The 26,352-nt window shown below is 62.2% G+C and carries 19 protein-coding genes and 2 pseudogenes; 16 read left to right on the plus strand and 5 right to left on the minus strand.

The features are described 5' to 3' along the window. Positions 1–11: 11 nt before the first annotated feature. Positions 12–662 (minus strand): annotated as a pseudogene (locus tag M3O59_RS02900) (IS4 family transposase); the annotation flags it as partial. 113 nt (positions 663–775) lie between these two features. Continuing rightward, complete coding sequence (locus tag M3O59_RS02905; RefSeq protein WP_116906639.1) at positions 776–1,762, minus strand: NmrA family NAD(P)-binding protein; 987 nt, start codon at positions 1,760–1,762, stop codon at positions 776–778. A 115-nt stretch (positions 1,763–1,877) separates the two neighbouring features. Between M3O59_RS02905 and M3O59_RS02910 the strand changes: the two genes are divergently transcribed. From M3O59_RS02910 to M3O59_RS02935, 6 genes are all read left to right on the plus strand, one after another. Beyond that, positions 1,878–2,855, plus strand: coding sequence for a GlxA family transcriptional regulator (locus M3O59_RS02910; RefSeq protein WP_064634505.1), 978 nt, complete (start codon positions 1,878–1,880; stop codon positions 2,853–2,855). A gap of 160 nt (positions 2,856–3,015) precedes the next feature. Further along, complete coding sequence (locus M3O59_RS02915) at positions 3,016–3,558, plus strand: cysteine hydrolase family protein (protein WP_116906635.1); 543 nt, start codon at positions 3,016–3,018, stop codon at positions 3,556–3,558. A 169-nt stretch (positions 3,559–3,727) separates the two neighbouring features. Further along, positions 3,728–4,186, plus strand: a complete 459-nt coding sequence (locus M3O59_RS02920) for a DUF2946 family protein (protein WP_181920644.1) — start codon at positions 3,728–3,730, stop codon at positions 4,184–4,186. Positions 4,187–4,580: 394 nt separating this feature from the next. Next, complete coding sequence (locus M3O59_RS02925; protein ID WP_330462271.1) at positions 4,581–5,192, plus strand: SCO family protein; 612 nt, start codon at positions 4,581–4,583, stop codon at positions 5,190–5,192. A gap of 89 nt (positions 5,193–5,281) precedes the next feature. Further along, positions 5,282–5,827, plus strand: a complete 546-nt coding sequence (locus tag M3O59_RS02930; protein ID WP_116906632.1) for a copper chaperone PCu(A)C — start codon at positions 5,282–5,284, stop codon at positions 5,825–5,827. A gap of 37 nt (positions 5,828–5,864) precedes the next feature. Continuing rightward, positions 5,865–6,203, plus strand: coding sequence for a winged helix-turn-helix transcriptional regulator (locus tag M3O59_RS02935; protein ID WP_239687030.1), 339 nt, complete (start codon positions 5,865–5,867; stop codon positions 6,201–6,203). 382 nt (positions 6,204–6,585) lie between these two features. Here the strand turns inward: M3O59_RS02935 and M3O59_RS02940 are convergent, their stop codons facing one another. Both M3O59_RS02940 and M3O59_RS02945 read right to left on the minus strand, forming a co-directional pair. Then, positions 6,586–7,860: an aminotransferase class V-fold PLP-dependent enzyme gene (locus M3O59_RS02940; RefSeq protein ID WP_249047118.1), complete on the minus strand. Its 1,275-nt coding sequence runs from the start codon at positions 7,858–7,860 to the stop codon at positions 6,586–6,588. Between the two features lie 194 nt (positions 7,861–8,054). Then, on the minus strand, positions 8,055–10,637 hold the full coding sequence (locus M3O59_RS02945; RefSeq protein WP_064634496.1) for a TonB-dependent receptor plug domain-containing protein: 2,583 nt from the start codon (positions 10,635–10,637) through the stop codon (positions 8,055–8,057). Positions 10,638–11,188: 551 nt separating this feature from the next. On the opposite strand from M3O59_RS02945, the gene M3O59_RS02950 reads away from it, so the two are divergent. From M3O59_RS02950 to M3O59_RS02990, 9 genes and pseudogenes are all read left to right on the plus strand, one after another. Beyond that, positions 11,189–11,629, plus strand: coding sequence for a hypothetical protein (locus M3O59_RS02950; RefSeq protein WP_064634500.1), 441 nt, complete (start codon positions 11,189–11,191; stop codon positions 11,627–11,629). A 254-nt stretch (positions 11,630–11,883) separates the two neighbouring features. After that, the gene (locus tag M3O59_RS02955) at positions 11,884–14,103 is read left to right on the plus strand and encodes a TonB-dependent receptor (protein WP_064634495.1); all 2,220 of its coding nucleotides are present in this window, start codon (positions 11,884–11,886) and stop codon (positions 14,101–14,103) included. Between the two features lies 1 nt (position 14,104). Then, a complete protein-coding gene (locus M3O59_RS02960) occupies positions 14,105–15,544 on the plus strand; it encodes a PepSY-associated TM helix domain-containing protein (protein WP_116906631.1) in 1,440 nt (479 codons plus the stop codon). Between the two features lie 77 nt (positions 15,545–15,621). Continuing rightward, on the plus strand, positions 15,622–16,329 hold the full coding sequence (locus M3O59_RS02965; protein ID WP_116906630.1) for a superoxide dismutase: 708 nt from the start codon (positions 15,622–15,624) through the stop codon (positions 16,327–16,329). Between the two features lie 156 nt (positions 16,330–16,485). Continuing rightward, positions 16,486–18,624 (plus strand): TonB-dependent siderophore receptor, encoded by a 2,139-nt coding sequence (locus M3O59_RS02970; RefSeq protein ID WP_116906629.1) that lies wholly within the window; start codon positions 16,486–16,488, stop codon positions 18,622–18,624. Beyond that, the gene (locus tag M3O59_RS02975) at positions 18,624–19,547 is read left to right on the plus strand and encodes an alpha/beta hydrolase (RefSeq protein WP_249047119.1); all 924 of its coding nucleotides are present in this window, start codon (positions 18,624–18,626) and stop codon (positions 19,545–19,547) included. The genes M3O59_RS02970 and M3O59_RS02975 overlap by 1 nt, the downstream gene beginning before the upstream one ends. 214 nt (positions 19,548–19,761) lie before the next feature. Next, positions 19,762–20,905 (plus strand): annotated as a pseudogene (locus tag M3O59_RS02980) (IS3 family transposase). A 171-nt stretch (positions 20,906–21,076) separates the two neighbouring features. Then, positions 21,077–23,530 carry a mechanosensitive ion channel family protein gene (locus tag M3O59_RS02985; RefSeq protein WP_082925811.1) on the plus strand — a complete coding sequence of 818 codons (2,454 nt, stop codon included), beginning with the start codon at positions 21,077–21,079 and terminating at the stop codon, positions 23,528–23,530. 127 nt (positions 23,531–23,657) lie between these two features. Next, complete coding sequence (locus M3O59_RS02990) at positions 23,658–24,443, plus strand: DUF3011 domain-containing protein (protein WP_116906628.1); 786 nt, start codon at positions 23,658–23,660, stop codon at positions 24,441–24,443. A 132-nt stretch (positions 24,444–24,575) separates the two neighbouring features. Here M3O59_RS02990 and M3O59_RS02995 read toward each other — a convergent pair whose 3' ends face one another. Continuing rightward, a complete protein-coding gene (locus M3O59_RS02995) occupies positions 24,576–25,082 on the minus strand; it encodes a hypothetical protein (RefSeq protein ID WP_147308558.1) in 507 nt (168 codons plus the stop codon). A 422-nt stretch (positions 25,083–25,504) separates the two neighbouring features. Between M3O59_RS02995 and M3O59_RS03000 the strand changes: the two genes are divergently transcribed. Beyond that, positions 25,505–26,263, plus strand: coding sequence for a CPBP family intramembrane glutamic endopeptidase (locus tag M3O59_RS03000; RefSeq protein ID WP_116906626.1), 759 nt, complete (start codon positions 25,505–25,507; stop codon positions 26,261–26,263). Positions 26,264–26,352 lie beyond the last annotated feature (89 nt).

Genomic DNA, 26,352 nt, shown 5'->3' on the forward strand with positions numbered 1-26,352 from the left:
TCAGGGGCGACTACTTCGTTTGCACGGTTGGAAGCCAATGCATGCAGGTTCCGGCTATCGATCCATTGCGTTACATCATCGGGCACGGCTTGCGGCTTGACCTGCGTGTGTCCGCGCAGTCGCCCGACCCAATCCCAGCCCATCGCCGACACCGCACGAAACCATGGCGTGCGGAAGCCGGCATCAGTGACCAGGATCGGACGCACATCGTCTGGAATCAATGCGCGCAGTTGCTGCAAGAAACGCTTCTCCGCGCCAGGAGAGCCTTGTTGCTTTCCCGGAACCACCATGTCCAGCAAGGTGAGCGTGCGCCCACCGATCGGGACGGCCGCACGCAGCAGGCACCACGATTTGTCCGGCTTCAGATCGCTCCAATCGATGATGATCACCGGCTGCGTGCCGCGCAACAGCCAATGCGCCATGTCCCGCTCGATGGCGGATCGCTCGGCGTACAACGCGCGATTGCACAGCAGGCGGTCGCATGCCTTGAGGGGCGCACGTACCCGCGTCGCGCCTGGCCACGCGCGTGCGATGTCGATCAACGTCAGCCGGCCTCCATGCACTAGCGCTTCAACCGCGCGCAGCAAGCTGCGTTGGCGTAATGCATGCATCCCGGAGAGTGAGTTAGACAAGCATTTCTGCAATACTTCGCTGGCGCGCATGGTCGGTACTCTTCTTTGGCTTAGTCACCTTGAAGCGTGCCCCATGCGCGCACTTTCTTCCACATCCTGGCACACCAAGTGCTTGATCTTGCAGGAAGAAATGTGGGGATACCTCAGAACCGGTGGGCCTTGCGGCCCCCGCGCACCGCCCGCCATAAAGCTGGCCGGCATGCACCCGCGACGATGCGGGCAATAAAAAAAGCGCCGTGCATCGATCGATGGGCGCTGGTGCGCCTTTTGGTTCGGAACGCCAATGCCGGTCGCCGAAAGATGTCGAAATCTCTACCGACTGATGGCCCTGCTATCGGGGGTAGGTCAGCTGTGTCGATGGTGTTGGCGGACGTTTGCCACAACGCTTGGTAGAAACCAGCCACCGCCGTTGTCGCGGGGCCGAGCAGCGGCTCCAGTTGCTTGCCGAAATCCGCTGGCAATACGCTCTGGAAGCAGACATCGCGCTTGAGATGATGGGCCAGTGCGGCAGCGAGGTCTGCGCCGAGCAGGCCAGGTAATTGGCCGACGCCGACCACGCCGGTCACGCCAGGCCGGTCGAACAGCTGCGCGGCGACATCGGCGACGTCCAGATGCGAGCTCCAGGACACCGGGAACTCTTCGCGGATCGGGTAACCAAGGACGCCGTCGCCATACACGCCGCCAATGACCATGGGCAGCAGCAGGTTTTCCAGATACAGGCGCGGTGCGATGACAACGCTCGACCCGCCGCTGCGTTGCACGCCGTCGATCAGGATGGCGATGGCCGAGTCGGGTGCTGCCTGCAGCGCGCTGCCCGGTGTATCGACGATGCTGCCGCTGGTGGAAATCAAAACGCGCGCCGGCTTTGCGGTGTCGATGGCCTGGACGATGTTGTTTGCGTAGGCAACGCGCACGTCCTCGGGTGCTTGAGGCAGGTGGACGAACACGCCATGCGCGCCGCGATAGGCATCGGTCAGCGATCGGACGGAACGATGATCGACCTGTACCGACGGCCCGGCGACCGCATCGGTGTTGCGTACTGCGGCCACGGCATGCTTGCCGGCCTGCGACAGCACATTGAGTAGCGGCGCGCTTTGTGCGCCGGTGGCACCATGGATGATGTAGGTCACTGGCATACTCTTGTGATGTGGGGAAGCTGTGGAGCCGGAGCATCGGCGGCGTGCTTCGATTACTTCAACTGCACTAATGGCGCGTTGCTGAACGCAAGTCGGCATGGAGAACGAGATGACATCCAGGCAAAGCATCGAGGTCGGCGTGGTGCTGTATGCGGGTGCGCAGCAGGCGGCCGTGCTTGGCCTGACCGACCTGTTTGCGGTGGCCAACCGGTTCTCGGGCGCGAACGGGGCGGGCGCGACGATCCGGGCTACGCATTGGCAGCAGCCGGCGCCCGCCGCAGCACCGTTGCGTGTGTTCGGGAACGACATGCACGCCGACACGCGCCTGGGCGCGTTGATCCTGCCGCCAAGCCTGGGCACTGCGCCGGATGCGGCGCGCAATGCCTGCCTGATCGACTGGCTGCGCGCGCAACATGCCCAGGGCGCTGTGTTGTGCTCGGTGTGCGCGGGTGCGTTTCTGTTGGCCGGCACCGGCGTGCTGGACGGACGCCGCATGACCACGCATTGGCTGCATGCGGAAGCATTGCAGCAGCGCTTTCCGGCGGTCCAGGTGGACCCGGACGAACTGCTCATCGACCAGGGCGATGTCATTACCGCCGGTGGCGTGATGTCGTGGACGGATCTTGGGCTGCGGCTGGTGGATCGCCTGTTGGGGCCGGCAGTCATGCTGGAAACCGCGCGGGTGCTGTTGGTCGACCCGCCGGGCCGACAGCAGCGCTACTACAGCGTGTTTTCGCCGCGCCTGACGCATGGTGACGCGGCGATCCTGCGGGTGCAGCACTGGCTGCAGGAGACCGGTGCGCGAGATGTGGCGTTGACCAGCCTGGCCGCACAGGCCGGGCTGGAGGCGCGCACCTTTCTGCGCCGGTTCCAGAAGGCAACCGGCATGACCAGCACGGACTATGGCCAGCGGCTGCGGATCGGCCGGGCGCGTACGCTGCTGGAAGCGCATGCAATGACCATCGACGCGATTGCGTGGGAGGTCGGCTATCAGGACGCGGCGGCGTTTCGCAAGGTGTTCAAGCGCATTCTCGGGCTATCGCCCAGCGACTATCGGCGGCGGTTTGCAGGTGCGCTCGGTGGCTGACTGCCTTGAGCCGTTGACCACCTTTTGTGGCCGGGTACGCCCGCCGGACACACGCGGCAGCGATGAGATGTCGCTCTCGGCCCGGTGATGTCGGTGGCGCCACTCGTCGCGATGAGCGCGCCGGCGCATGCTTTCCGATGACATCCCACGCGAGAACATCATGACCAAGGCCGTCATCGTCATCGACCTGCAGAACGATTATTTTCCTGGCGGGAAACTGCCACTGACTGGCATCGAACCAGCCGCAGAAAACGCGCTGGCGGTGATTGCCGATGCGCGCCGCACAAGTGTACCGGTGTTTCATGTGCGTCATGAGGCGGGTGCGGATGCGCCGTTTTTTGTCGCCGGCTCGCACGGCGCGCAGATCCGCGATGCGCTCATGCCGCAGGACGGCGAGATGGTCATCGTCAAGCAGCATGTCAACGCCTTCCGTGACACATCGCTTCAGCAGCAGCTGCAGCAGCGCGGCGTAACGCAGGTGACGATCGTCGGTGCGATGAGCCACATGTGTGTGGATGCCTGCGTGCGCGCTGCCGCGGACATGGGCTATACGGTGACGGTGCTGCACGATGCCTGCGCCACGATGGATCTGCAGTTCGCTGGCACCAGCGTGCCTGCGGCGCACGTGCATGCGGCGATGATGGCAGCGTTTCAGTTCGGCTATGCGGCGGTGCTCTCCACGCAGGAGTATCTGCAGGGTTGATGAAAGCGCGGCGCGCGCGTTGCGATGTGTTCGGCGCGAGCGCGCTGCGCCGGTGGTGCCTGGACCGGACGCGGCGCGCAGTGCATGCAACGCGCGCGCCGCGAACCCGGGCGTCGGGCTGCGACGAAGGGTCGCAGGTGGCCTGCGGTTTTTTCAGTACAATTTGTCGGTGCGCTTTCTTCCCTCGCCCGTGTTCAGCCTGATGCAGCGCCTGGCCTGTTTGGCGGCGCTGCTGTTGCTATGCGCGCCCTTGGTGAGCCGCACGCTCGCAGACACATCGCGCTTCCTGGACGCGCCTGTTTGCCACAGCCAGCCCTGGCAGGTTGGCGACGCGCCAGAGACCGATGGCGGTAATATTTACGCCATGCAGCGGTTGGCAGGCGCGCAGGCTGGCGCAGCTCACCAGGAGCTGAGTACCGAACACAGGCTGCACAACGCCGGTGGCGGCAATGCAGTGGCCTGCGAGTACTGTCTGCTCGCCACGCGGCTGCTGCCGTTGTTGCTGATGGCGTGCCTGCTGTTTGCACCGGTTCGCGACCGGCTCGCGGCCGCGCGTCGTGCCGCTGCTGGTCCTGTGGCTGCGCGCTGGTGGGCGCATGCACCACGTGGGCCGCCACTGGTTGCCTGAAACGTCGGTTGTTGCGCTGCACCCGCGAACGGGTGTGCTTCTGGATGTTTTGGAGCAGCTAGATGACGTATTTTGTTTTGCCGCCCCACGCGGCAGCGACCCCGTGCCTTGCGCTTGTGACACTGTTGCCAACGCTGGCGCTGTTCACCCCTGTGCAGATGCACAGGCTGACTGCAGACGAATCGCAACTTCCGCCTCGAACGGCACCGGCCAATGCCGCATCGCATCCGCAACGATGCGACCGGGCGGTGGGCGAACAGCTGCACGGTCATCGATGCGAGGCGCGGCATTGATGCGCGCGGCAAGCTTGGCGATTACCGCGTGTTTGGTACGACATGGCGTAGGCCAGAGCGGCAGAGAGCAGGTCGCTCGCAGTGGATGGAAGGAAATCACGATGCGAACGATGCGATGTAGATGGAAGCGACGACTGCCGCAGCTGATGCTGATGTGCCTGCTCGGCATGTTGGCCGGGTGCGGGCAAGGGGGTGGCGGGTTCGCTCCCAATGGGGCGGACCTCAGCCCGATGGCGCGCGGCATGGACTTTTATCTCTACGACACCGAGGGCGCGCCTCGGCCGTTACGCAGTTTCCGTGGCAAGGCGCTGGTGCTGTTCTTCGGCTTTACCCATTGCCCGGACGTGTGCCCGACCACGCTGGCACGTGCGGCGCAGGTCAAGCGCAAGCTGGGTGCGGATGCCGCGCAGGTGCAGTTCGCGTTCGCCACGCTGGACCCGCAACGGGATAAGCCGAATGTGCTCAGGACCTACGTGAAAGCATTCGATCCGGACTTCATCGGCTTGACCGGTAGCGAGGGCGATATCCGGGTGGCGGCGGGCAATCTGAAAGTGAGCTACGCGAAGGTACCGATGGGGCCGACCTATACCATCGACCACTCTACGCGCAGTTTTCTCTTCGATCGCGAAGGACAGCTGCGCGTGGGCCTTGCGCACGAACAAAGCGTGGACTCGGTTGTGCACGATATCCGGCAAGTCCTCGCACTTAAGTAACGGCGATCTGCCGGCTTCCCGAACATTAACGTCGATGACGATAAGCCAGACGCTGCGGCGCACGCATCGCTCGACCCAAGGAGAAAAACATGAAACTGCATATGCTGATGATGGCTACGTTGTCTGCCTTGACGCTGGTAGCGTGCGAGCGCGCGCCCGCGCCCGAATCCAGCCCGGCGCCTGCCGCCGTAACGCCCACTGCGACCGCAGCGCCCGCTGCAGCAGCTGCGGTGGTGGCGAGCGATGCGTGGTCGCGCGCAACGCCGCCGGGTGCGCCGGTGGCGGGCGGCTACCTCACGTTGCGTAATCAGTCGGCAACGCCCGATCGCCTGGTGGCGGTAGAGTCGCCGGCCAGTGCGCACGTGGAGATCCACGAAATGCGCATGGAGGCGGGCGTGATGAAGATGCGCCATCTGGAGCAGGGGTTGGTCTTGCCGCCGGGCGAGCCGGTGGTGCTCGGCCCGGGCGGCATGCATTTGATGTTCATTGCGCCGCACGCGCCCTTCGAAGAGGGCAAGCCTGTCGTGGCCACGCTGGTGTTTGAGCATGCGCCGCGCGTAGAGGTGCACTTTGCGGTTCGTCCGATGGGCGTGTCTGCACCTGATGCGGATTCACATGCGCAGCATATGCACTAGTCGGCGCCCGTGAGATCGCGTACGCCGGCACTACGGCGTGCAACGCGGCTTTAGCGCCGTTCAATCGCAGAATCGGATAGCCAATGGAAACATCGAACGCTTCGTGCTGTGTGGTGGCCCGTTTTTTCAACTGTTGGAGGGACCACGAGCATCGCTGATTGTGCGCGAACTGCTTGCGGGCCCGCGCCGCTTCACTGAACTCAGGCAGGCAGTGCAGGGCATCAGCGCGCAGACGTTGACCAGTCGCCTGAGGCAGTTCGGAGCCTCCGGGCTGGTTGTGCGGACCGCCTATGCGCAGACGCCGCCCCGTGTGGTGTATACGCTTACGCGGCTGGGCGAGGGGCGGCGCGGTGTGTTCGAGGCGCTGTGCGAATAGGGCGAGTCGTTGCCGGCAGACAGCGTTGCGGTTGCGCCGCCCAAGGACGGCGTTGCGATGACCATGCGGGAGATTGCAGCGGGCTGCCCGCTCGCCAAATCCTGAGTGGAACTGGAGCAAGCGCTATGGCACCAGTCTGTACTGGGAATACGGTGCCATAGCCTTTTCTACGGGTGATGCGGCAAACGCTGACAACGTAAAGCGGAATGTGGCGGGAAACGATGACCGCGCATGCGCACACGCAGCCTGTGGCAAAAAAGCGCTGACGGGCATGTGCGGGAGCTGTGAAATGCCTTTATCCAGCCCGGCCGGTGTGAACGATTCCACAGTCAATCCCGACATCGTTTAGATTTCGTAATTGACTGTATGCGCAATCCGGTAATTAGGCACGCGCAGCAATCATCGTTACAGCATCGGCTAGTGCCAACAGATGATTAGCGGGTGTAAAAATCTGCGGAGTTACACGAATACACGAACCGCTGGCTAGGTCACTCCGCACAACAGTGAAAATGCCGAATTCATTCTGCAAGGACGCCTGCAGCGCGCTAACCGCTGCTTTCGAGCTCTGTCCTTTCAGGCGAAATCCGCCCATGCCCGATGCGTTGCTGGCGTCTGCAGCACCAAGGATTTCCACTGCATCTGATGCACCCAGGCGCGATACCCAGACATTGCGCAGATACTTCAAGCGCGCTTGCTTGTTGGCGCCTCCCACTGCCTGATGAAAGGCCAGTGCATCGGGAACGGTCATGAAGGCCGCAAAGTCCGATGTCGCCAAGTGCACGCGGTTTGCAACATCCGCATCGCCTTCCTCTTCTCCAGGAAATGGCTTCACTGCACCAAGTGTGCCTTGCCGCATGTAGAGCGCGCCAACGCCGACCGGCGATCCAATCCATTTATGCAGGTTGAAGACCGCCCAATCGACATCGAGCGTGTCGAGCGTAAAGTCCAGCAGCCCCCAGGATTGGGCGCAATCGCAAATGACGTCGATCCCGCGTTGCCTGGCCATGGCGGCGATCTGTCGGATCGGCAGGACGAGACCGTGCTGATTGCTGACGTGGGTCAGAAGGACCAGCCTGAGCCGTGGGTGCGCATCGAACGCCTGCGCATACGCCTGGAGATAATCTTCGTCGCTACCGGTGCTTGGCAGGTCGAGCTTGTGACCGCCGACGCGGCGTGATTTGCTCAACCACGCCATCATGCGTTTGAACTCCGGGTAGTCGGCGTCCGCCCAAAGAATGCTGTCGCCTGGTGTCAGCCTGTCGTACTGCGTGATCAGGTTGATGAAGGATTCGGTCGCATTGCGCGTGAGCATGACTTCGTGGACGTTGACGCCGAGCGCATCCGCAACCAGCCTGCGTGAATTCAGAAAGTCTGCATCGTATGCACGACGGGCGTACCAGGAGAGTTCCTTGTTGACTCTATGCGTATGCCGAGCAAGAGCTGCCTCCACCTGCATCGACATCTTGCCCCAGTAGCCGTGCTCAAGGTTGATGATGTCGTCCTGCTCTGCATACAGTGCTCGAATCTTGCTCCAGTACGTTTCATCAGCGGCGAGCTCATCCGGCGGTTTAGGCGACCGGGGGATGCCGAAGGGAATGCCGGTAGCTCCCGTTTCGGAGAGCACCGATGAAACGGCGAGCGAAGCGGAAAATTTCAAGAAATCTCTGCGTTCTCGCATGTGACCCTCTATCGCCAAATGTTGATCAAATCACTATAGCGTCGTGTCAGCTGCTGCTGACGCCCCGCAGCTGCCATGCTTGTGGCACGTCTTGTGACCCCGTGCTCCATCGACGAAGACGTCTTGTGTGATGCCAGGTGATTGCCTCGACTTGCCATCACCAAGCAGCTCAATCAAAACGTCAGGGCGGCGCGCATGAACACGGTGCGTCCGCTGAAGCCGAAGGGTGATGTTGCATTGTAAGGATGCATCCCTGCGTTATCCGAACCGTTGCTGCCCGCCGCGACGCTTGCCACCGTGGAGGCAATATTTTCGTCAGGATAGATATCGAACAGATTCTGTGCGCCGAGGCTGACACGCAGTGCGGGCGTTACCTGTGCCGACAGCTCAAGGTCGGTGATGATCTTCGGAGAAAACGTTTGAATCACATCGTAGGTGCTCGCAGAGGCGGCGACCAGGCGGGTGTCGTAGCCAGGTGTCAGCGCGGCCACCTGTGCTGCGTTCCTGGCCGTCATCGCAACCGTGGAAACCTTGCCGTAGCGCGTATTGGTCATGTTGGCCGTGAAGCGCCCATGTGTGTAGTTCAGATTGAACATCAGCTTGTCCCGCGGCAGGCTGTCGGAGTAGCGCAGCTGCTGGGTCAAGTCGAACAGTGGCGTCGTAATGCCTAACGCAGCGATCGGTGCGGGGGTCCCGGCAATCTGATCGAATTCGGTCTTGTTGTAGTTGCCAGCGAACGTGCCGGTCAGAACAGAGCCCTCTTCGAAGATGCGTCGGTAGTTGACCACCAGGTCCAGACCGCGGGTGGTCGTATCGACCGCATTGGTCAGGAATGAGATCGCAGCAAAGCCGGATTGGCCATTGGCGGCTAGATAGTTGGTGATGCGGGCATCCTGAAACGTCGAGGAAATCGCGATGCGATCGCGTAGCTCGATTTGGTAGGCGTCCAACGATGCGGACCAGTTGCCGTCGTGAAAGACCATGCCCAATGACACGTTGTGGGAGGTCTCCGGCTTCAGGTCGGAGGCGCCGGCCAGGCGCGCGGCTGGCGTATCCACTGCGGCCACCCGCACGATCGCCTGCGAGCCATTGAGTATCAGCGTGTTGGAGGCGTTGTAGCCGGATTGCGCCAATGCCGGTGCCCGAAAACCGGTGTTGTATGACCCACGCAGCGCCATTAGCGCATTGAGTTCCAGGCGGGCGGCCACCTTGAAATTGGTGGTTTCGCCGAAGTCGGAATAGTGTTCGTGGCGCGCGGCAGCGTTCAACAGCAGGCGATCGTTCGGCGAATGTTCCGCCTCGGCGTAGACAGCCTGGCTGCGTCGGTCAAGGTCCGCAGTGTCGTCCGGCCCGTTGCTGGGACCGGGCTGCGCCCCAGGGATCGACGGGCGACCGATATTCGGGCCGTCCAGGATCGGGACGCCACCGTTGATGTAGCCTTCCTCGGCGCCGCTGAACAGACGGTACCTCTCGTAGCGGTATTCCGCACCTAGCGCCAGACGCAATGGATTTGCATGCCCCAGGGCGATCTCACGATTCAGATCCAGATTCGTGGTCCATTGATCGAACTCGGCGCCGTTGCGGTAAAAGCGCGTCGGCGACTGGGTGCCTAGCGATACATTGATGCTGTTGTCATAGGTCAGATCCTGCGTGTTGTTGCCGTAAACCGTCGAAAGATCCCAGCCGAATCCGGCCAGGTCATGCCCGCGTAGCCCTGCAGCGATCGAAGTGTTGTCGATGGCGGTATCCAGCGTCGGACTGTAGCCATCGGGATAGACCGCACGAACGGTCTCGTCCTGTCCTGCGCGCCTGAAGAAGAAGGTAATGTCGCCATCCAGTCGGTTGTGGCCGCCGAACGAATACAGCTCCACCGCATCGGACACCGGCATCACCAGGTTGTAGAACAGCTGACGATTGGTGCTGGGCTGTGTGCCCAGGAACGCGGCGCCATCGCGGTCGAAGCGTGCCTCGCGCGGGTCGAGCGTTCCATTGGAGCGCGTCAGGCCGATGCCGGACCCGAAGTTGCCGGATGGCGTCACCAACGCGCCAGTGGCAGTTGTGCCGAAGTACTGTTGACGAGTGTCCGGGCGCGATCGATCGGCGGCACCAATGTCCTGGATTGCCGCTGTCACGCGCAGCACGCCTTCGGTGCCGATCCGAAACCCGGTACCGGCAGCTACCTCATAGGTGTCGCCATCGCCTTGCGCAGTGGTCTGGTAGGTCGTGTGCGCCGTGTTCTGCAGCGAACGGTCCAGGCTCAGGTTGATGACCCCGGAAATCGCATCCGAGCCGTATTGGGCCGCCGCGCCATCGCGCAGCACTTCGACGCGAGACAGCGCCAGCGAAGGAATGGCATTGAAGTCGATCGAGATGTCGCCGCGGCCGATGCCGTTGCTCGCGTTGAGATCGGCCGAGGTATGGCGGCGCTTGCCATTGATCAGCACCAGCACTTCGCCCGGCCCCAGGCCACGTAGCGAAGGCGGCATCAGGTAATCGCCAGCCCCCGATGCGATGGGACGCGGGATGTTGAAACTCGGCACTTCACTCTTGAGCATCTGCAGCAGGTCCACTCTCCCGCTGCGCTCAAGTTCTTCACGGGAAACCAAATCCACCGGTGTCGGAGACTCGAGCATTGTGCGACCGCGGAAGCGGCTCCCGACAACGATTGCCTCAAAGTTCTTGTCTATCGACGCTGCTGATCCAGACGACACCTCTTGAGAAAACGCTGGAGTAGAAACAAGCAGTGCCGTGGACATCACACCAATTGCGACTGACGATTGAGAACGCAACGCAGCACCTTTCATTGTATTAATTAAAACGTTATATCATAACTTTTGTAAGTCAGATCCATTCCTCGCCCGCCAGGCCTGAGGAGCACAGCCAAATTGCGAGGTTGTACGGCCGCTTGTTCTCAGACGCATATTGCAGTCGTTATCACCGTCGACGGCGGAATCCCAGTAGCCTGACCACGGACATCCATCATCCAGCCGGAGGCCTCCGTGGTCGTAGCCTCGCTCGGATAAGGCGGTCGTAGACAGCCAGCATGGCTTCCAGCTCTGCACACGTAATCGCCGTGTTCCTATGGGCCCGTTTTTGCGCTGTTCGACGGCCGCCTGTCACGGGTAAGAACGCGTCTTCTGGATTTGCTACTGCATCAAAGTTCGTCCGCAGGGCAGGGCATGCGACAGACGGTCGCACAGCGACCATGTCGAGGTATCGCGCCCCGACACTCTCTGCATGCCTTAGACTCGTTGCTATGCATGCGCCTGTCTTCTACCGCTGTTTCAACACCTGGGCATGGCTCGCAATGCTCCTGATAGTGGTGGCACCGCTGGTTAGCCGAACGATTGCGCACCCGACGCCGGATTCAATGCATGCACTCGATGCTCATGCAGCGCACCAACCGAAAGCTCAGTCTTCCACGCTCCAGCTTGCCAGTGCGCATCACATGCACCATGACATGGGGCAGGGCAGGGACCACGCAATGGCAGTGACGCCGGATCCATCAGACAGGGGCGCTACCACGCCGTTGAAGCCCTCCGCCCCCCACGCCGAGCATGAGATGGGCGTGGACTGCGAATACTGTCTGATGGCCGCGCGGATGATCGGCCTGCTGGTGGCCTTGCTCCTTTTGCTGACGACTTGGCCTGCGGTATTGCGCGCCCTGCTCGGCCTCGTCGATACACGGCGTGTTCCTGCCTTAGGAACGCTTGGCGCTCGCGGTCCGCCGACCGCTCTGATCTGCTGATCCAGCTGACCTGAGGCGCAGTGCGCCTATCCGTCAATGCACGTCTGTCTTGCCTCCCGATCACCGTGAGGCTAGCGCGCATGCAAGCGCTGCCCTGCACCTCTAACGCCCGGCGCACTGCCGGCTCTTTTGCTTGTCTCGACCCTGCGTGGTCGCGGCAGTTCGATGCTGTGCCCGATTGAGCGTCCTTTGTCCGATCGCGCTTGCTCACCCCATGACAGCGCCTCACAGCATCCCGTATCGAAGGTTCTTCAATGACGATCTCCCAGTTCGCATCCGGCACGTTGCCTCGGCACGGTGTGCTGCTGTTGTCCATCAGCGGATTTTGCGTACCCGCAACGTATGCCCAGACCAGTAACCAGCAGCCACCTGCCGAGGCCACGACGCTGGATACGTTGAATGTGCAAGGACAGCGCCAGCGCCGGCTGGATGCACCTGCGGTGGTCGGCAGCCGCTTGGGCCTGTCGCAGCGCGAGACGCCAGCCTCGCTGCAAGTCATCGATCAGAACGACATCGCCACGCGGGGCGCACGCACGACCAGCGAGGTGTTCGACATGGTCGCCGGCGCCATGGTCGGCAATGTGCCGGGCAACCCGGCCGTGGTCACCATGCGTGGGTTCAGCGGCAACACGGTTTCTGTCCTGCACGACGGCGTGCGTCTGGGCGCTTCGACAATCGTCACGCGCAACCTGGATACCTTCGGTCTGGAGCGGGTCGAGGTGCTGCGTGGCCCGGCATCCGTGCTGTATGGCGAAGGCGCCCTGGGCGGGGCCATCAACCTGGTGAGTCGCAAGCCGCAACTGGGAGCGCCCTCCATGGAAGGCATGCTGGGCGTCGGCAGTTTCAACACCTGGCGTGCCGGCTTCGACGTCAACAAGCCACTGTCGGAAACGGTCGCCGTTCGCGGTTTCGTCAGCCGCTTGCGCTCAGACAGCCTGGATGACATCGACAACAACCAGACCGATCTGCTGACAGTCGGCGGCAGCCTGTTGTGGCGCCCCGGCACGGGGGTGTCGATGCTGTTTTCCTTCGAGCATGCCGAGGACGACAGCACGGGCACCTATCAGGGCTCGCCCATGGTGCCCGCAGATGTCGCCAGATCGCCGAGCCACGTCGTTCGAAGCACGAATGGATTTGTCGTGGACAAGGCCACACGCCACCTCAACTACAACCCGTTGGGCGCGACAACCGGGGCCAACAGCGACTTGCTGCGCTGGCGTGTGGAGCTTCCGCTCGGCAAGAACTGGACGCTGCAAAACGACCTGAGCTGGTATCAGGCGGATCGGGACTTCTTCTATTCCGACAACTGGATCTACAACCGTGCGAGCGGGCGATTCTCCCGCACCGCCGAGCGGATCCAGCACGATCAGCGGGTCTGGAATGAGCGGCTTGCGCTGGCGTTCGACGGCCAGGTCCGCGGGCATCGCAACCGGTTCACTGCCGGGCTGGAGCACAACGACACCGATTTCCACAATCCGCGACAGACCGGTGTGACCACGCCGGTTTCGCCGATCAATCCGGCGCTCGGCGTCTTCCCGGACGGATCGGCGGCCAACTTCCCTGGGCCAGGCAACAACGTGATCTTCGACTCTCGCCTGCGCACTTCCGCGGCGTTCGCAGAGAACGCGCTCAACCTGACAGACCGCTGGATCCTGCTCACGGGTGCGCGCATCGAGAAGATCACGCTATCGCGCGACATCCGTGATCTGAACACCGGTAGTTCGGAGTCGTTTCGTCCCGACTACAGCCCCTTCTCCTGGCGCATTGGCACGGTCTTCGACCTGACGCCGGACGTGCAGGTCTACGGGCAATACGCCACTGCGGTGAGTCCCGTTTCCACCTTGCTGACCATGCGACCGGCCGCCGGCGTATTCGACCTCAGCAAGGGGAAATCGCTCGAAGCCGGAGTGAAGGCCAGTGCGTGGGACAAGCGCGTGGAGCTGACCGCAGCCGCTTACAGGATCGAGCGCGACAATATCCTTACCCGCGATCCAACCAACCCCAGCATCAGCGTCCAGGGCGGCGAGCAGTCCTCTCAAGGTGTGGAACTCTCTGTTCAAGCCCTGCTCACGCGAGGCCTTCGATTGGACCTGGCCGCCGCTTACGGCACCGCGCGCTACGACCGGCTGCTGGAGGCCGGTGGCGCCGACCGCAGCGGCAACCGGCCCATCAATGTTCCCAACGGCACCGCTTCGCTGGCCGCAAGCTACCGCTTCCTGGGCGTACCGCTTTCGATCGGGGCATCCGCTCGCAACGTCGGCGGCTTCTATACCGATAACGCCAACACGATCCATGTGCGCGGCTATGCGACTTTCGATGCGTGGGTGGGCTACGACTGGCAGCGGGTATCGGCGGTGCTGCGTGTGCGCAATCTGTCGGACGAACTCTACGGAACCTATTCCGGTTATCCGTCCACCCACATCTACCTTGGCGCGCCCCGCAGCGTCGAGCTGACCTTGCGCACGCGCTTCTGACATGGTCCGAAAGATCCCTTCCGGCGCTGCGGAGGTCCAGCTTGCCGAGGCTGGCAGGCGGAACCGGCACCGTCTCTTCTGGCGTTGGCATTTGTACGCCGGCCTGTTCGTCGCGCCGTTTTTGCTCATGCTGGCGGTCACCGGTGCGATCTACCTGTTCAACGATGAGTTGAACGATGCGATCTACCCGGAGCTGCGCTTCACCCCGGCACCCTGGAAAGAGCGAGCCTCGCTTGGGCACATGATCACTGCGGCGCAGGCACATGTTCCGGGAAGCACCGCAACACGGATCGATGTTCCCGCCGATCCCCAACGGTCCGCGCAGGTCTATCTGGACGTTGCCAACGCCCCCTCCCAGATCGCCTTCGTCAATCCAGGCAATGCTCAGGTGCAAGGGACGCTTGTGCCCTCGCGCACCCTGGTGGGGCTTGCGGACCGTCTCCATGGATCGTTGATGCTCGGCACGCCAGGCAGCTACCTGATCGAGCTGGCGGCCTGCTGGGCGGTGTTGCTCATTCTGAGCGGGCTGTATCTGGGCTGGCCACGCGGGCAGGGAGATGCCTGGTGGCATGGTGTGGTCCCGAACGTGCGCGCCAAGGGACGGGCATTCTGGAAGTCGCTGCATGCAGCGACGGGGCTGTGGATTTCGTTGCTGGTGCTCTTCCTGATCTTCACCGGTCTTCCCTGGGCATCGTTCTGGGGTGGCTGGGTGCGCAGCGGCGCCGAGGCGATCGGCGCCGGCTACCCACCGGTCTATCGACGTTATGTTGCGCCGACTGCGCCAACAGTCGGGACCAGGTTCAACGACGTGCCCTGGACGTTGCAGCACGCGCCGATGCCACCCGCCGAAGCAGCCTCGGACCCCGCGCACTCCCATCACGCTAACCACGCGACCTCTAGGCCGGGCACGACACGTTACTGGACCGAAGCAGGCCTGGAGCGCGCCATCGCCCATGTCCGCGACGCAGGCACGACCGATCCGCTGCGGGTCTTCCTGCCCAGTACGCAAGGCGGTGCGCTGATGGTCTACACCTATCCGGACAGACCCCAAGGGCAGGTGACTTACCACTTCGACGAGCGGGGCGAACTGCTCGTTCGTGCAGGCTTCGACGATTACGGCGTCGTTGCCCAGGCCATCGAAATGGGCGTGCAGCTGCACATGGGCAATTACTTCGGTCGTGCAAATCAAGTGGTCATGCTGTTCGCCTGCGTCGGCATCGTCGTGCTCTGCACATCCGGGCTGGTGATGTGGTGGCGTCGCAAGCCGGCGGGCCGCATCGGTGCGCCCGGATCAGATCGCAGCACGCCGCCTGGCTGGCTACTCGCCATGGCCATCGCCACGGCCATCGCGCTGCCGCTGCTGTTCGTGTCGCTTCTGGTCGTCTGGGCGTTCGATCGATGGATCCGACCACGATCACGGCTGTTCCGATGGCTGGACTGACGCGCCGCACGTATCCGCATCGCCCGCTCGTCGGGCATTTCCGGGAGCGTCGCTCCCACATTGTTGAGGAAGAAATCATGAAACGACTCGCCCTTACGTCCCTGTTTGCGACCGCATTGCTGGTCACTGCCGGCACGGCATTCGCGACAGAGCCCGCGCAGGCGCCGTTCTCGTTGCCCGCGCTGCCTTATGCCAACGACGCTCTCGAACCGGCGATCGATGCCGGCACGATGGAAATCCACCACGATCGGCATCACAAGGCCTACGTGGACAATCTCAATGCCAAGCTGAAGGATTATCCCGCCTTGGCCACCACCGCATTGGAAGATCTCCAGGCCAGCGTGTCGCGGTATGACGCTGCGGTGCGCAACAACGCGGGTGGTCACTACAACCACAGCCTGTTCTGGACGCTGATGGCGCCCGTGGGCAAAGGCGGCAGCCCGTCGCCTGCGCTGAAAGCCAAACTCGTGCAGACCTACGGTTCCCAGGAGGCATTCCAGACCAAGTTCGCCGAGGCGGCTACCAAGCTGTTCGGATCGGGCTGGGCCTGGCTGATCCTCAAGCCGGATGGATCGCTTGCCATCACCACCACGCCCAACCAGGACAACCCCTTGATGGATGTGGTCGCCGAGCGCGGCACTCCGCTGCTGGCGCTGGATGTCTGGGAGCACGCCTACTACCTGCATTACCAGAACAAGCGCGCCGACTACATCAAGGCATGGTGGCCGGTGGTCAACTGGAACCAGGTCAACACCCGCTATGACGCTGCCATGGGCAAGCGCTGAGCGCTCCAGGATTCTTGGTCGTGACGCTGCGCGGACCCGTTGCGAAGCACGTCAGCGCGGTGGTCGCTCACCAATCGGGTGCAGCCTCACCGCGCCAGCCTGCTGGCTCACGACCTTCCTGTCGACTCCTATGCCATCTATAAATCGAGACCTGCCATGACCCGTACGACGATGTTGAACGCCGCGATCCTGGTGGCGATTGCATGCTCACTGCCTGCGGCGTATGCCGAGGATGCCGTCGCGCAAACGGAACAGGGCGACACCGAGGCCACACCAAGCTGGACGCTCAAGCCGGTCGAGGTCACTGCCAGACGTGGCCGCTATACGAGCTCCACGAACGCCGCTGCCACCCGCACCGACACGCCGCTGATCGAAGTGCCGCGATCTGTGCAGGTCATCACCAGCACCCTGCTGCAAGAGCAGGATCGACGCACATTGGGCGAGGCACTGGTCAATGTCTCCGGGGTCACGCCGACGCGTTCGGACGAGAACCTGTTCATCCCACCCATCGTTCGCGGCTTTCCGGCGGAGGTGTATCTGGACGGATTGCCGCTGTTTGCGGGCAACCAGCAAGCCTACGATCCCACCGGCATGGTGGGCATTTCCAGCATCAGCGTGCTGAAGGGGCCGAGTGCAACGCTGTATGGCGGCGGGCTTGGCACTCCCTTAGGGGGCATCATCAACATCGAAAGCGAGCGACCAGACCCCACGGCGTCACGTGGCTATATGGCCGTCCGCGCAGGCAGTTTTTCTACCTTCAATCCCTATGCCGACATCAATGTGCCGCTTTCCCCCACTATCGCCGCCAGGATCAGCGCCGAATACCAGAAGAACGACAGCTGGATCGATAAGGTCCATGGCGAGCGCTGGTCTATCCAGCCCAGCCTTCTGTTCCAGCTGAGCCCCGATACTGAGTTGCTGCTGCAAGGCCAATTCAATCGGCGCCGCTCACTGGAATATTCCGGCCTGCCCGCCGATGCGGCACTGGCCGGACGTCTGGATCGCGATGCCTTTCCGGGCTCCCCCAATGGCCAGCCGCTGACCAGCAACGACAGCCGGATGGCCACGGCATCCTTGCGCCATGCGTTCTCCGACCGCGTCACGTTGAACGTAACGGCCCGCTACTTCCGCGGCAAAGTCGATGAAAGTGGCAGCTTCGTGTTTCCCGGTCTTGCCGCAACGCAGACCACACCACCGGACTACGATGTCTTCCCGATCTCGATGGTCAACCGCACCAAGGAAGCGACACTCGATGCCAACCTGCAGGCCAAGCACGAAATGCTGGGCGGCACGCACACGCTGCTGGCTGGCGTTAACTACGACTGGACCAGCTTCTACAGCGGAATGGGGCTGTTCCTCAGCGATAGTCCCTCGGGCACCATCAACCTCGCCAATCCCCGCTACGATCTGAGCTATACGGCACAGCTTCCCGTCAACTCCTATACCGACGACCGCTTCACGACCTTCGCCGGCTACGTCCAGGATCAAGCGACCTACGGTCGCCTGCACCTCACCGGCGCGCTACGCCTGACCTCGCTCACGTTCGTGGAGAACAGCAATATCGGCGTTGCCAACGACAAGACCTATACCCATCTGTCTCCCCAGTTCGGCGCAACCTATGACGTGGTTCCAGGTGTTGCCTTGTTTGCAGGTTACTCCACTGCGTTTCGCGCGCCGTTCGGATTCATGGGGCTTGCGACACCCGAGCCGGAGACCTCCACCAATGTCGAAGGCGGCTTAAAGCTGTTTTCGCCAGGCAGCGGTTTGTCGGGCACCTTCGCAGTGTTCCGGCAGACGCGTGAGGACGTCGCGGTGGCCGACCCGGGCAACGTGGGCTTTTCCGTCCAGAGTGGTCGCCAACGCGCACGTGGTGTGGAAGTGGATATGGTGTGGGAGCCAACTCCGGCGTTCTCGCTGTTGGCCAATTTCGCCCATACAGATGCCCAAGACAACGGTATTTCGCCTGGCGATCGCGTTGCGCGGGTGCCTGACAACAGCGGGCGGATCGCGGCTCGTTACCGATGGTTGAATGGGCCGGCAAAGGGGCTTTCCCTTGGGGCGGGTGCGACCGCGGTCAGCGCGCGGGAACTCACGTTGCCCAATACCATCGCCGTGCCCGGTTACGCCGTGCTCGATGCACAGGCGTCCTACGACCTGGGTCGCTTCACGCTGGGACTCTCATTGGTCAACTTGACGGGGCGCAAGGCCTGGGATCCGTATTCCTATATGGGTTATCCAGTCGTGGCGCCCAGTCAGCCGCGCTCGGCCTATGCCACTCTCACGATGGACCTGTGATGATGCGCTCTTCGACGCGCTGGCTCGCCGGGGCGGGCCTGATGCTGGCATCGGGATGGATTTCCACTGCGGCGGCCGCACAGACGCCGGCAAGTGGAGGAGTGATCATTCCGCTTTACGCCGCAGGCACCAACGAATCGCTGAGCGTGCCCGAGCTGCGCGACACGCTGGAGACGGGCGAGACGTTGATCTACGACGTCAGCGAGCCGACGCTGGAAATGTTCCGTCCCGCTCCTGACCGTGCAAACGGCACCGCGATGATCGTCGTGCCGGGAGGCGGGTTTGTCGCACTCGGTTACACGCACGGCGGCACGGAGGTGGCGCGGGCGTTGGTCGAACGTGGCATTACGGCCTTTGTGTTGAAGCACCGCACCATTCGCAGCGGGGATGGGCCGATGCGCATTCCTGAGGTCCACATGCAAGAGATGGAACTTGTCATGTCACGCGCCAAATCCGGGGAACCCCTTGAGATGCCTCCCTTCGCTGGTGAGCCGAAGGCGATCCAGGACGGTGAACAGGCCATGGCAATCGTTCGGCAACGTGCTCGCGAGTGGGGCATCGATCCCATGCGGATCGGTGTCGTCGGATTCTCAAGCGGTGCTTACCTCGCGGCCGATCTGGCTATCGGGCCTAATGCAACGCGCCCGGATTTTGTGGGCCTGATTTATGGCGGCCTACGCACCCCGGTGCCGTCGGATGCTCCTCCGGCGTTCGTTGCCGGTGCCGCCGACGATGATTATCAGCGCGACGATCCCATCTTGCTCTACACCGCTTGGCGCAAAGCAGGAGCATCTGCAGAGCTGCATGTGTATGAGCGAGGCGGACATGGTTTCGATCTGCGTCCCAATGGAACGACAAGCGATCACTGGTTCGGCCAATTCATGGAGTGGCTGGAGATGCGTGGGTTGCTAGGTCGGACTTAAGTACGGTGCTTGGGGATCGAAAGTCCGCAGGGTTGATAGCCGAGATTCGCCACATGCCATCGCGATGACGACGTCGGAAGTGCCTGGCCGCAAAGATGCGCTGTAGGCGTTGGAGCGCTGGCAATCTCATTTGAAGCATGTACAACGCAGTGATATGCCCAGGGTTTCCTAGACATCTCAAGGCCATGGAAAATGGCTAATTCGGAGGTGTCCCATGAGCAGCAAGCGGTATACGGATGAGTTCAAGATCGAGGCGGTCGGCAAGTGACCGATCGCGGGTTCAAGGTGGCAGCAGTCGCCGAGCGGCTGGGTGTAACAACGCACAGCCTGTACGCCTGGCTGCGCAAGTTCGGCAAGCCCGGCGTCGTGCAGCGCGCCGAGGTGGATCACAGTGCCGAGGTTCGGCGCCTGAAGGCCGAGTTGCGCCGCATCACCGAGGAGCGCGACATCCTAAAAAAGGCCGCAGCGTACTTTGCCAGGGGGTAAAGGCAAAGTACGCCTTCATGCACGCCCATCGCGGGGAATTCAGGCTGTGCGCGATGTGCCGCGTGTTGCGGGTAAATCGTGCGGGGTATTACGCCTGGCGAAAGACGCCCACCAGTGAGCGCGCCAAGGAAGACGAACGCCTGCTGGGGCTGATCAAGCACCACTGGCTGGCCAGCGGCAGTGTCTATGGGCATCGCAAGGTCAGCACAGAGCTACGCGATCTGGGTGAGCGTTGCAGTCGCCATCGCGTGCATCGGTTGATGCGCGCGGAAGGGTTGCGTGCGCAGGTGGGCTATGGTCGCAAACCCCGCTTCCATGGCGGGACCGCGTGTGCCGCAGCCGCCAACCTGCTTGATCGGCAGTTCGACGTGACCGAGCCGGATACGATCTGGGCGAGCGATTTCACCTTCATCCGCACGCATGCAGGCTGGATGTACCTGGCTGTGGTGATCGATCTGTTTTCCCGGCAGGTCGTCGGCTGGGCGATGCGCGACCGGGCCGATACCGAGTTGGTCGTGCAGGCCCTGTTATCGGCAGTGTGGCGGCGCAAACCCGCCTCCGGCTGCCTGATTCACTCGGATCAAGGATCGGTCTACACCAGCCATGATTGGCAGAGTTTCCTGACGTCTCATGGCTTGGTGTGCAGCATGAGTCGGCGCGGTAACTGCCACGACAACGCCCCGGTTGAGAGCTTCTTCGGCCTACTCAAACGCGAGCGGATCAGGCGACGGGTCTATCCCGCAAAGGACGCCGCACGCGCCGAGGTGTTCGACTACATCGAGATGTTCTACAACCCCAAACGCCACCACGGTTCAACTGGCGACCTGTCCCCTGTAGAGCTTGAACGGCGCTACGCGCAACGCGGGTCTTGAGTGTCTACGGAACCCTGGGCGTATCATTTCTTTGCGCCTACAAGATCCTTGCCTCTGCATAGCCCGGCTTCCTGCAACGGAAAAATCAATGCAGAACCGGACTCGAGCGATCCCTCCGCATGTGGCTGCTGATAGTCTGCCGAGACCTACCCGCCTGGTTCCCGGAACGCCATGGTGTCTGCCCTCCGCTTCGCATGCGCCGCCCTGGCAAGTTTCATGCTGGCGCAGCCGGTGACCGCGCACACATGGCATGTCGCCGCCGCCATCACTCCGACCGGTGCTGCCGCATCCATGCCGCCGGTTATAAACAGCGCGCCGACGACGATCGATGTCGCCGACATCCCGTCACTGGCCGACGCGGATCAGCGCCTGGCCGAACGCGCCAGCGAGGCGAATGCGGGGTCAGGCACACCGGCGGCCTCTTTTGCCCGTCGGCTGGCAACGATCGAGGCCGCGGTCGAGGATCCGTTCTGGCGTATGACCTTTGCCCAAATGCGGATGCTGCCGATTCCGCGCCTGGAAAGCTTGTCGCGTCACTGGCGTTTCCAGGCACGTCAACTGGCACGCTGGCGGACGGACCTGGTTCTTGCCACCACACATCGGGCCAGCGACGCGGCAGGACTGGCGTCTCGCCGCGAGGCCTGGGTGGCGACCGCGGCAACCGGGCAGGAGTTGCCTAGTGCGCTACGTCAACGGGTGGACGAGGTCGTGGTCGACCTGGCCCAGGCCGAAGCGGGAGTATCGGATCCGCTGGCTCGGTTGATCGCGCTCGGCAGACGCGGCAATGCGGTGGACGCGCGCATCGAAAGCGCGCAGCGCCGGGTCGCAGAGGCGATCGCGGCGTACGACACGCGCCTGCTGCGCATCGATGGGCCGCCACTGTGGCAACTGAGTCCCGCCAGCACCATATCGGTCGTCGGCACCGGCGATACTGTTCGTAGTGGCCTGGAGATCGAATCACGCTTTGCCGGTGAGTATGTCCAGAGCGATGCGATGGCCGGCCGGCGCGCCTTGCAGACACTGCTGAGCTGTTCGCTCCCGCTTTTGCTTTGGCTCGCCTGGCGCAGTCGCGGACCAATCCGGTGTGGGCAGATCAGCCGGACGGAAGCGAGCGTGCTCTCACGCCCTCTCTCGTGCTGGTTGCTGCTTCTGGTCATCGGCGTGTTCGCCTTCCAGCCCGATGCGCCGATGCTCACTCATCAGCTGGCGCTGGTGATTGCGGTCGTCCCGGTGATACGGTTGCTGCCCATCTCGCACCGACGCCTGCTGGGGATAGCGCCGTATCTGGCCAGTGCGTTGTTCCTGCTGCTGCGGTTGGGTTTTGCGTTCCTGTCCAGCCCGGCTGCTTATCGCCTCTACATTCTTTCACTGACACTGCTCGGTCTGGCCGCAGCGGGCTGGCTGCTGTGGCGTGCACACCGTCATGGCCACGAAGCGCAGAACGGGCGCCTCGGCAAGGCACTGCGTGCCGCGGTGCATGTCGGTGGGATCCTGCTGGCAGCGGCTTTGGTGGCCAATGCGTTCGGCAACGTGTCGCTGGCCGAGACACTGACCGGCGGCGTCATCGACAGCGTGTACTTCGCCCTGCTGCTCGCCGCCGGCATGACCGTCCTGGCAACCTGGGTCCAGCTGCTGCTGAAGCGCCCCGGCGTTTCGCGCTTCCGGCTGGCACGCGAGCATGCAGACCCCGCCGTGCAGGTATTGCTCAAGCTGCTCACTGCCGCCTCAGTCGCAGGTTGGGTCGTCTACGCATTGGACCGCTTCCGTGTGCTGACTCCTGTCAGCGACGCGTTATCGGCGTTGCTCGACCACAGCTGGGCGCTTGGAGATCTGCGCGTGAGCCTGGGGCATGTCTTGCTGTTCGCGCTCAGCGTGGCGATCGCGTTCTGGCTCGCCAGGACGGTACGCCTGGTGCTCGATGGCGAGGTGTTGTCGCGCATGTCATTGCCGCATGGTGTCGCCAACAGCATCGCCTCGTTGAGCTATTACACGGTATTGATGCTCGGCCTGATTGGAGCGCTGTCGGCGGCCGGCTTCAAGACCAGCCAGCTGACCTTCGTGCTTGGTGCATTGGGTGTCGGCATCGGCTTGGGCCTGCAGAACGTGGTCAACAACTTCGTCTCTGGCCTGGTGCTGATCTTCGAGCGGCCATTTCAGCCCGGCGACGTGGTCGAGGTCGGTGGAACCACAGGCCGGGTGCGCGACATCGGCATGCGCGCGACCCGGCTGTCGACGTTCGACGGTGCCAGCGTCGTGGTGCCCAATGGTCAAATGATCTCCCAGCAACTCGTCAACTGGACGCTCTTCGATCGTAGCCGCCGGCTGGAAGTGCGTATTGCAGTGGCCTACGGCAGCGCGCCCAAGGAGGTAGAAGCCCTGCTGACCGACGTGGCGCGCACCACCGAGGGCGTTGCTGCAGCACCACTGCCGATTGTGCTGTTCGACGGCCTTGGCAACGTGGCGATGGAGTTCATCGTGCGCGTCTGGACACTGGAATACGACAATGCCGGCACCATCCGCAGCCTGCTGGTCGGACGTATCTACGAGACGCTGACCGCACGCGGCATCGGTCTGGCGCATGCCGCAGCAGAAGTCTATCCACCACAGCCGCGTACCACACTCTGACCATCGCGTCTTCGCATCGGCAGCCGAACGCGTCTATCCCGAGGTCCGTGTCATAGGAACATGTGACTGACTCTTTTCATGTAACCACGTTGCCTGATCGTGTACGAAAATCACCAAGGAGAACGCAATGAAAAAATTCATCGCCGTCGGTGTCGTCTCTTTAGCAGGTGCGATCTCGCTTGCACCCGCTTCGGCGGCGATCCAGCAGTTCAACGGAACCTGTCCAGGTGGCGTGGAGGTCCACGCGGACCAGGGCGGACCGGTATACATCAACGGCCGCGAAACACGCTTGAAGCGATTCAATGACGATTACTACGAAGCGAGCGATGGCAGGGGCCTGACGCTGTCCATCAACAGAACCCCAGACGGGGGCACCCAGATGTCGTATACCGGACCCGGTAATGACAACGGGGTGTGCTCGGTCCGGGCATCGGCGCGAGAGGTGCAGCCACGCGACCAGCGCACATCATCACAGCGCTACTCCGAAAATTCGGCGGCTGCTACCGTGACCTGTGCCTCGGAGGATCGCAAGCAGCACGAATGCGCGATGGACACGCGTGGAGAAGTAATCGTCTCCCGACAAATCAGCAAGACCCGCTGCGTGCGTGGCGACAACTGGGACGTGAACCGGCATTCCATCTGGGTCAAGGACGGTTGTCGCGCCGAGTTTCGTAATGTCTCCCGAGACAGCGGTGCCAGAAATTCATGGCGACAGGATACGGGCGGCAGGCGCACCGATCTGATGAGCGCCTGCAATACGCGCGCACGCGCCGATGGAGAGGAAGTGACGAGGGTGGCAGTGAATCAGGATCTGACCGAACTCATCATCAATTATCCAGACGGCCGATATGGTTGCCTGGTGCACGACGACGGCACCGTACAGTCGTTTACGCGACTGGGGCGCCAGCGATAAGCTGCTGTCGCTGCACTCGTCGGCGTAAATGCTTGAAGCTGTCACCAGCCAACTCTAAAACTCACGCAGTGGGCCAGGCGAGTGGTCGCCGGGCCCCTCCACGGTCCATGGCTGTTCCGCCGGAACTCAGTATCAGAAGCGATTACGATCAGGCTCGACCGCGCTACACGTCCCTTCGAACGTTTCCGAGCCCCTCATCGTCATAAAGCCACTGTGCCGGTCGATCGAGATCTTCGGCACATTCATGCCATTGAACTTGAACGAGCCCTGGATGCGGTCCGGCGTGATGCTCAGGTCATGTAACTGCCACCAGCCGCCGTTGCTTGTGCTTGAAAGCGGTGGAGCCATGCTTTTGGGTGGCCTGATCCGCCCCGCTCCATCGTGGATCTCGATCTGGAATGTCGCCTGCATTTGTTCGCGGCTGTACTGGACGCCGTCGTGCTGGACGTACTTGTGCTTGTTGCGGTCCCATTCGTAGCCAGACGTATCGTGGCTGGCCAGATGTTCTCCACTGCCCGAACAGATGAGGTCAAAGTCGGTGCGCCCGGCAACATCCGCTGATGCCGGAAAAGCCATCATTGCAGACAGGCCTGCGAAGGAAATGGCTGAGGCACTACGCCAGAGGGTCGAACGTTTCATGCGTGAGAGCTCCGTGCGAGGAATGGTGGGTATTACAACATGATGCAAGATATATCTAAACTCGCCTAACAGCTTTTCGAACAAGTCCACTTGTCGATCAAGTCCAAAAGAGGCGGCAGCAGCAATAAATCGGATAACCAGTTGGCGCATGCGTTTGCCGGCAAACGATTGAGATAACGGCAACCTGCGCACACACGCAAGCGATCTGTACCATGGTTCCAGCAACAAGATGTGCGCATCGTTGCCCACCCCGGTAGCGTCCGTCCTGTCGCATGATGAGCGCGTTGTCGTCTCGGCAAGATCAGCTCAAAGCGAACTGAACCTTTGCAGGGATCCTGCAGTTGGCGACGCGATGGTCTTCGTAAACAAAAAGCGCAGAGAAAACGTGCTTGAATGCAGCTGTCAGCACAGGGCATTCGCAAATGGATACACGCTCCGGCCTCACCCGACCCGACTTTCCTTTTTATAATCGGCAGCCGATCCCGATCTCTGCGTTGCAGTGGTTACTCATCTTGAGTGCGTTGTGCATTGCGTTCGCACTGCTGAGCATGCCATGGCCGTCCAGTGATTCCGTCGCCGGGAGCTGGGTCCATGCACTGCTTTTTTGCCTCGTGCCGTTGGCCGCGATGGCATTGATCAGCAGACGTGCGGTGACGGCACTGTTTCACCGGCTCCATGTTCGCGATGTTCTGTGGATGATCGCAATCGCCGTACTGAATCTGGTCATTACCATCTTGGTTGCGCTCGCCTTTTCCGGACTGCACCACGCATCCTCCAATCCCATGTTTGCACAGCTGGGCAATGCCGATGTCTCGACGCGCGTCATGGCGTTCGGGATGATGGTGCCGCAGCTGCTGGGCGAGGAGCTGCTTACCATCCTGCCGTTGCTTGCGCTTCTGCAATGGCTCACAACCCGCATGCGGATGCGCCGCAGCTACGCGGTACTCTGCGCATGGCTGCTGTCAGCCTTGCCCTTCGCACTGGCGCACCTGCCCACCTATCAGTGGGATCTGCTGCAGTGCCTGGTCATCATCGGCACCGCGCGGCTGGTGCTTTCTCTGGCTTACGTGGTGACACGCAATCTGTGGGTCTCCACTGGCGCCCATGTGCTCAACGATTGGGCACTGTTCGGCTTCGCGTTCTCTTATCCAGTCGCCCCAATGCTGCATGGATTTACTTAGCGCACACGCGCTGCCCAGCAGTTGGCACGATTTCAGCAGACGTGCATCTGACGCATGCGTACTGCCGAATGGATGCTGTTTGCGCTGCT

This window comes from Xanthomonas nasturtii (assembly GCF_023337365.3).
Classification (GTDB): domain Bacteria; phylum Pseudomonadota; class Gammaproteobacteria; order Xanthomonadales; family Xanthomonadaceae; genus Xanthomonas; species Xanthomonas nasturtii.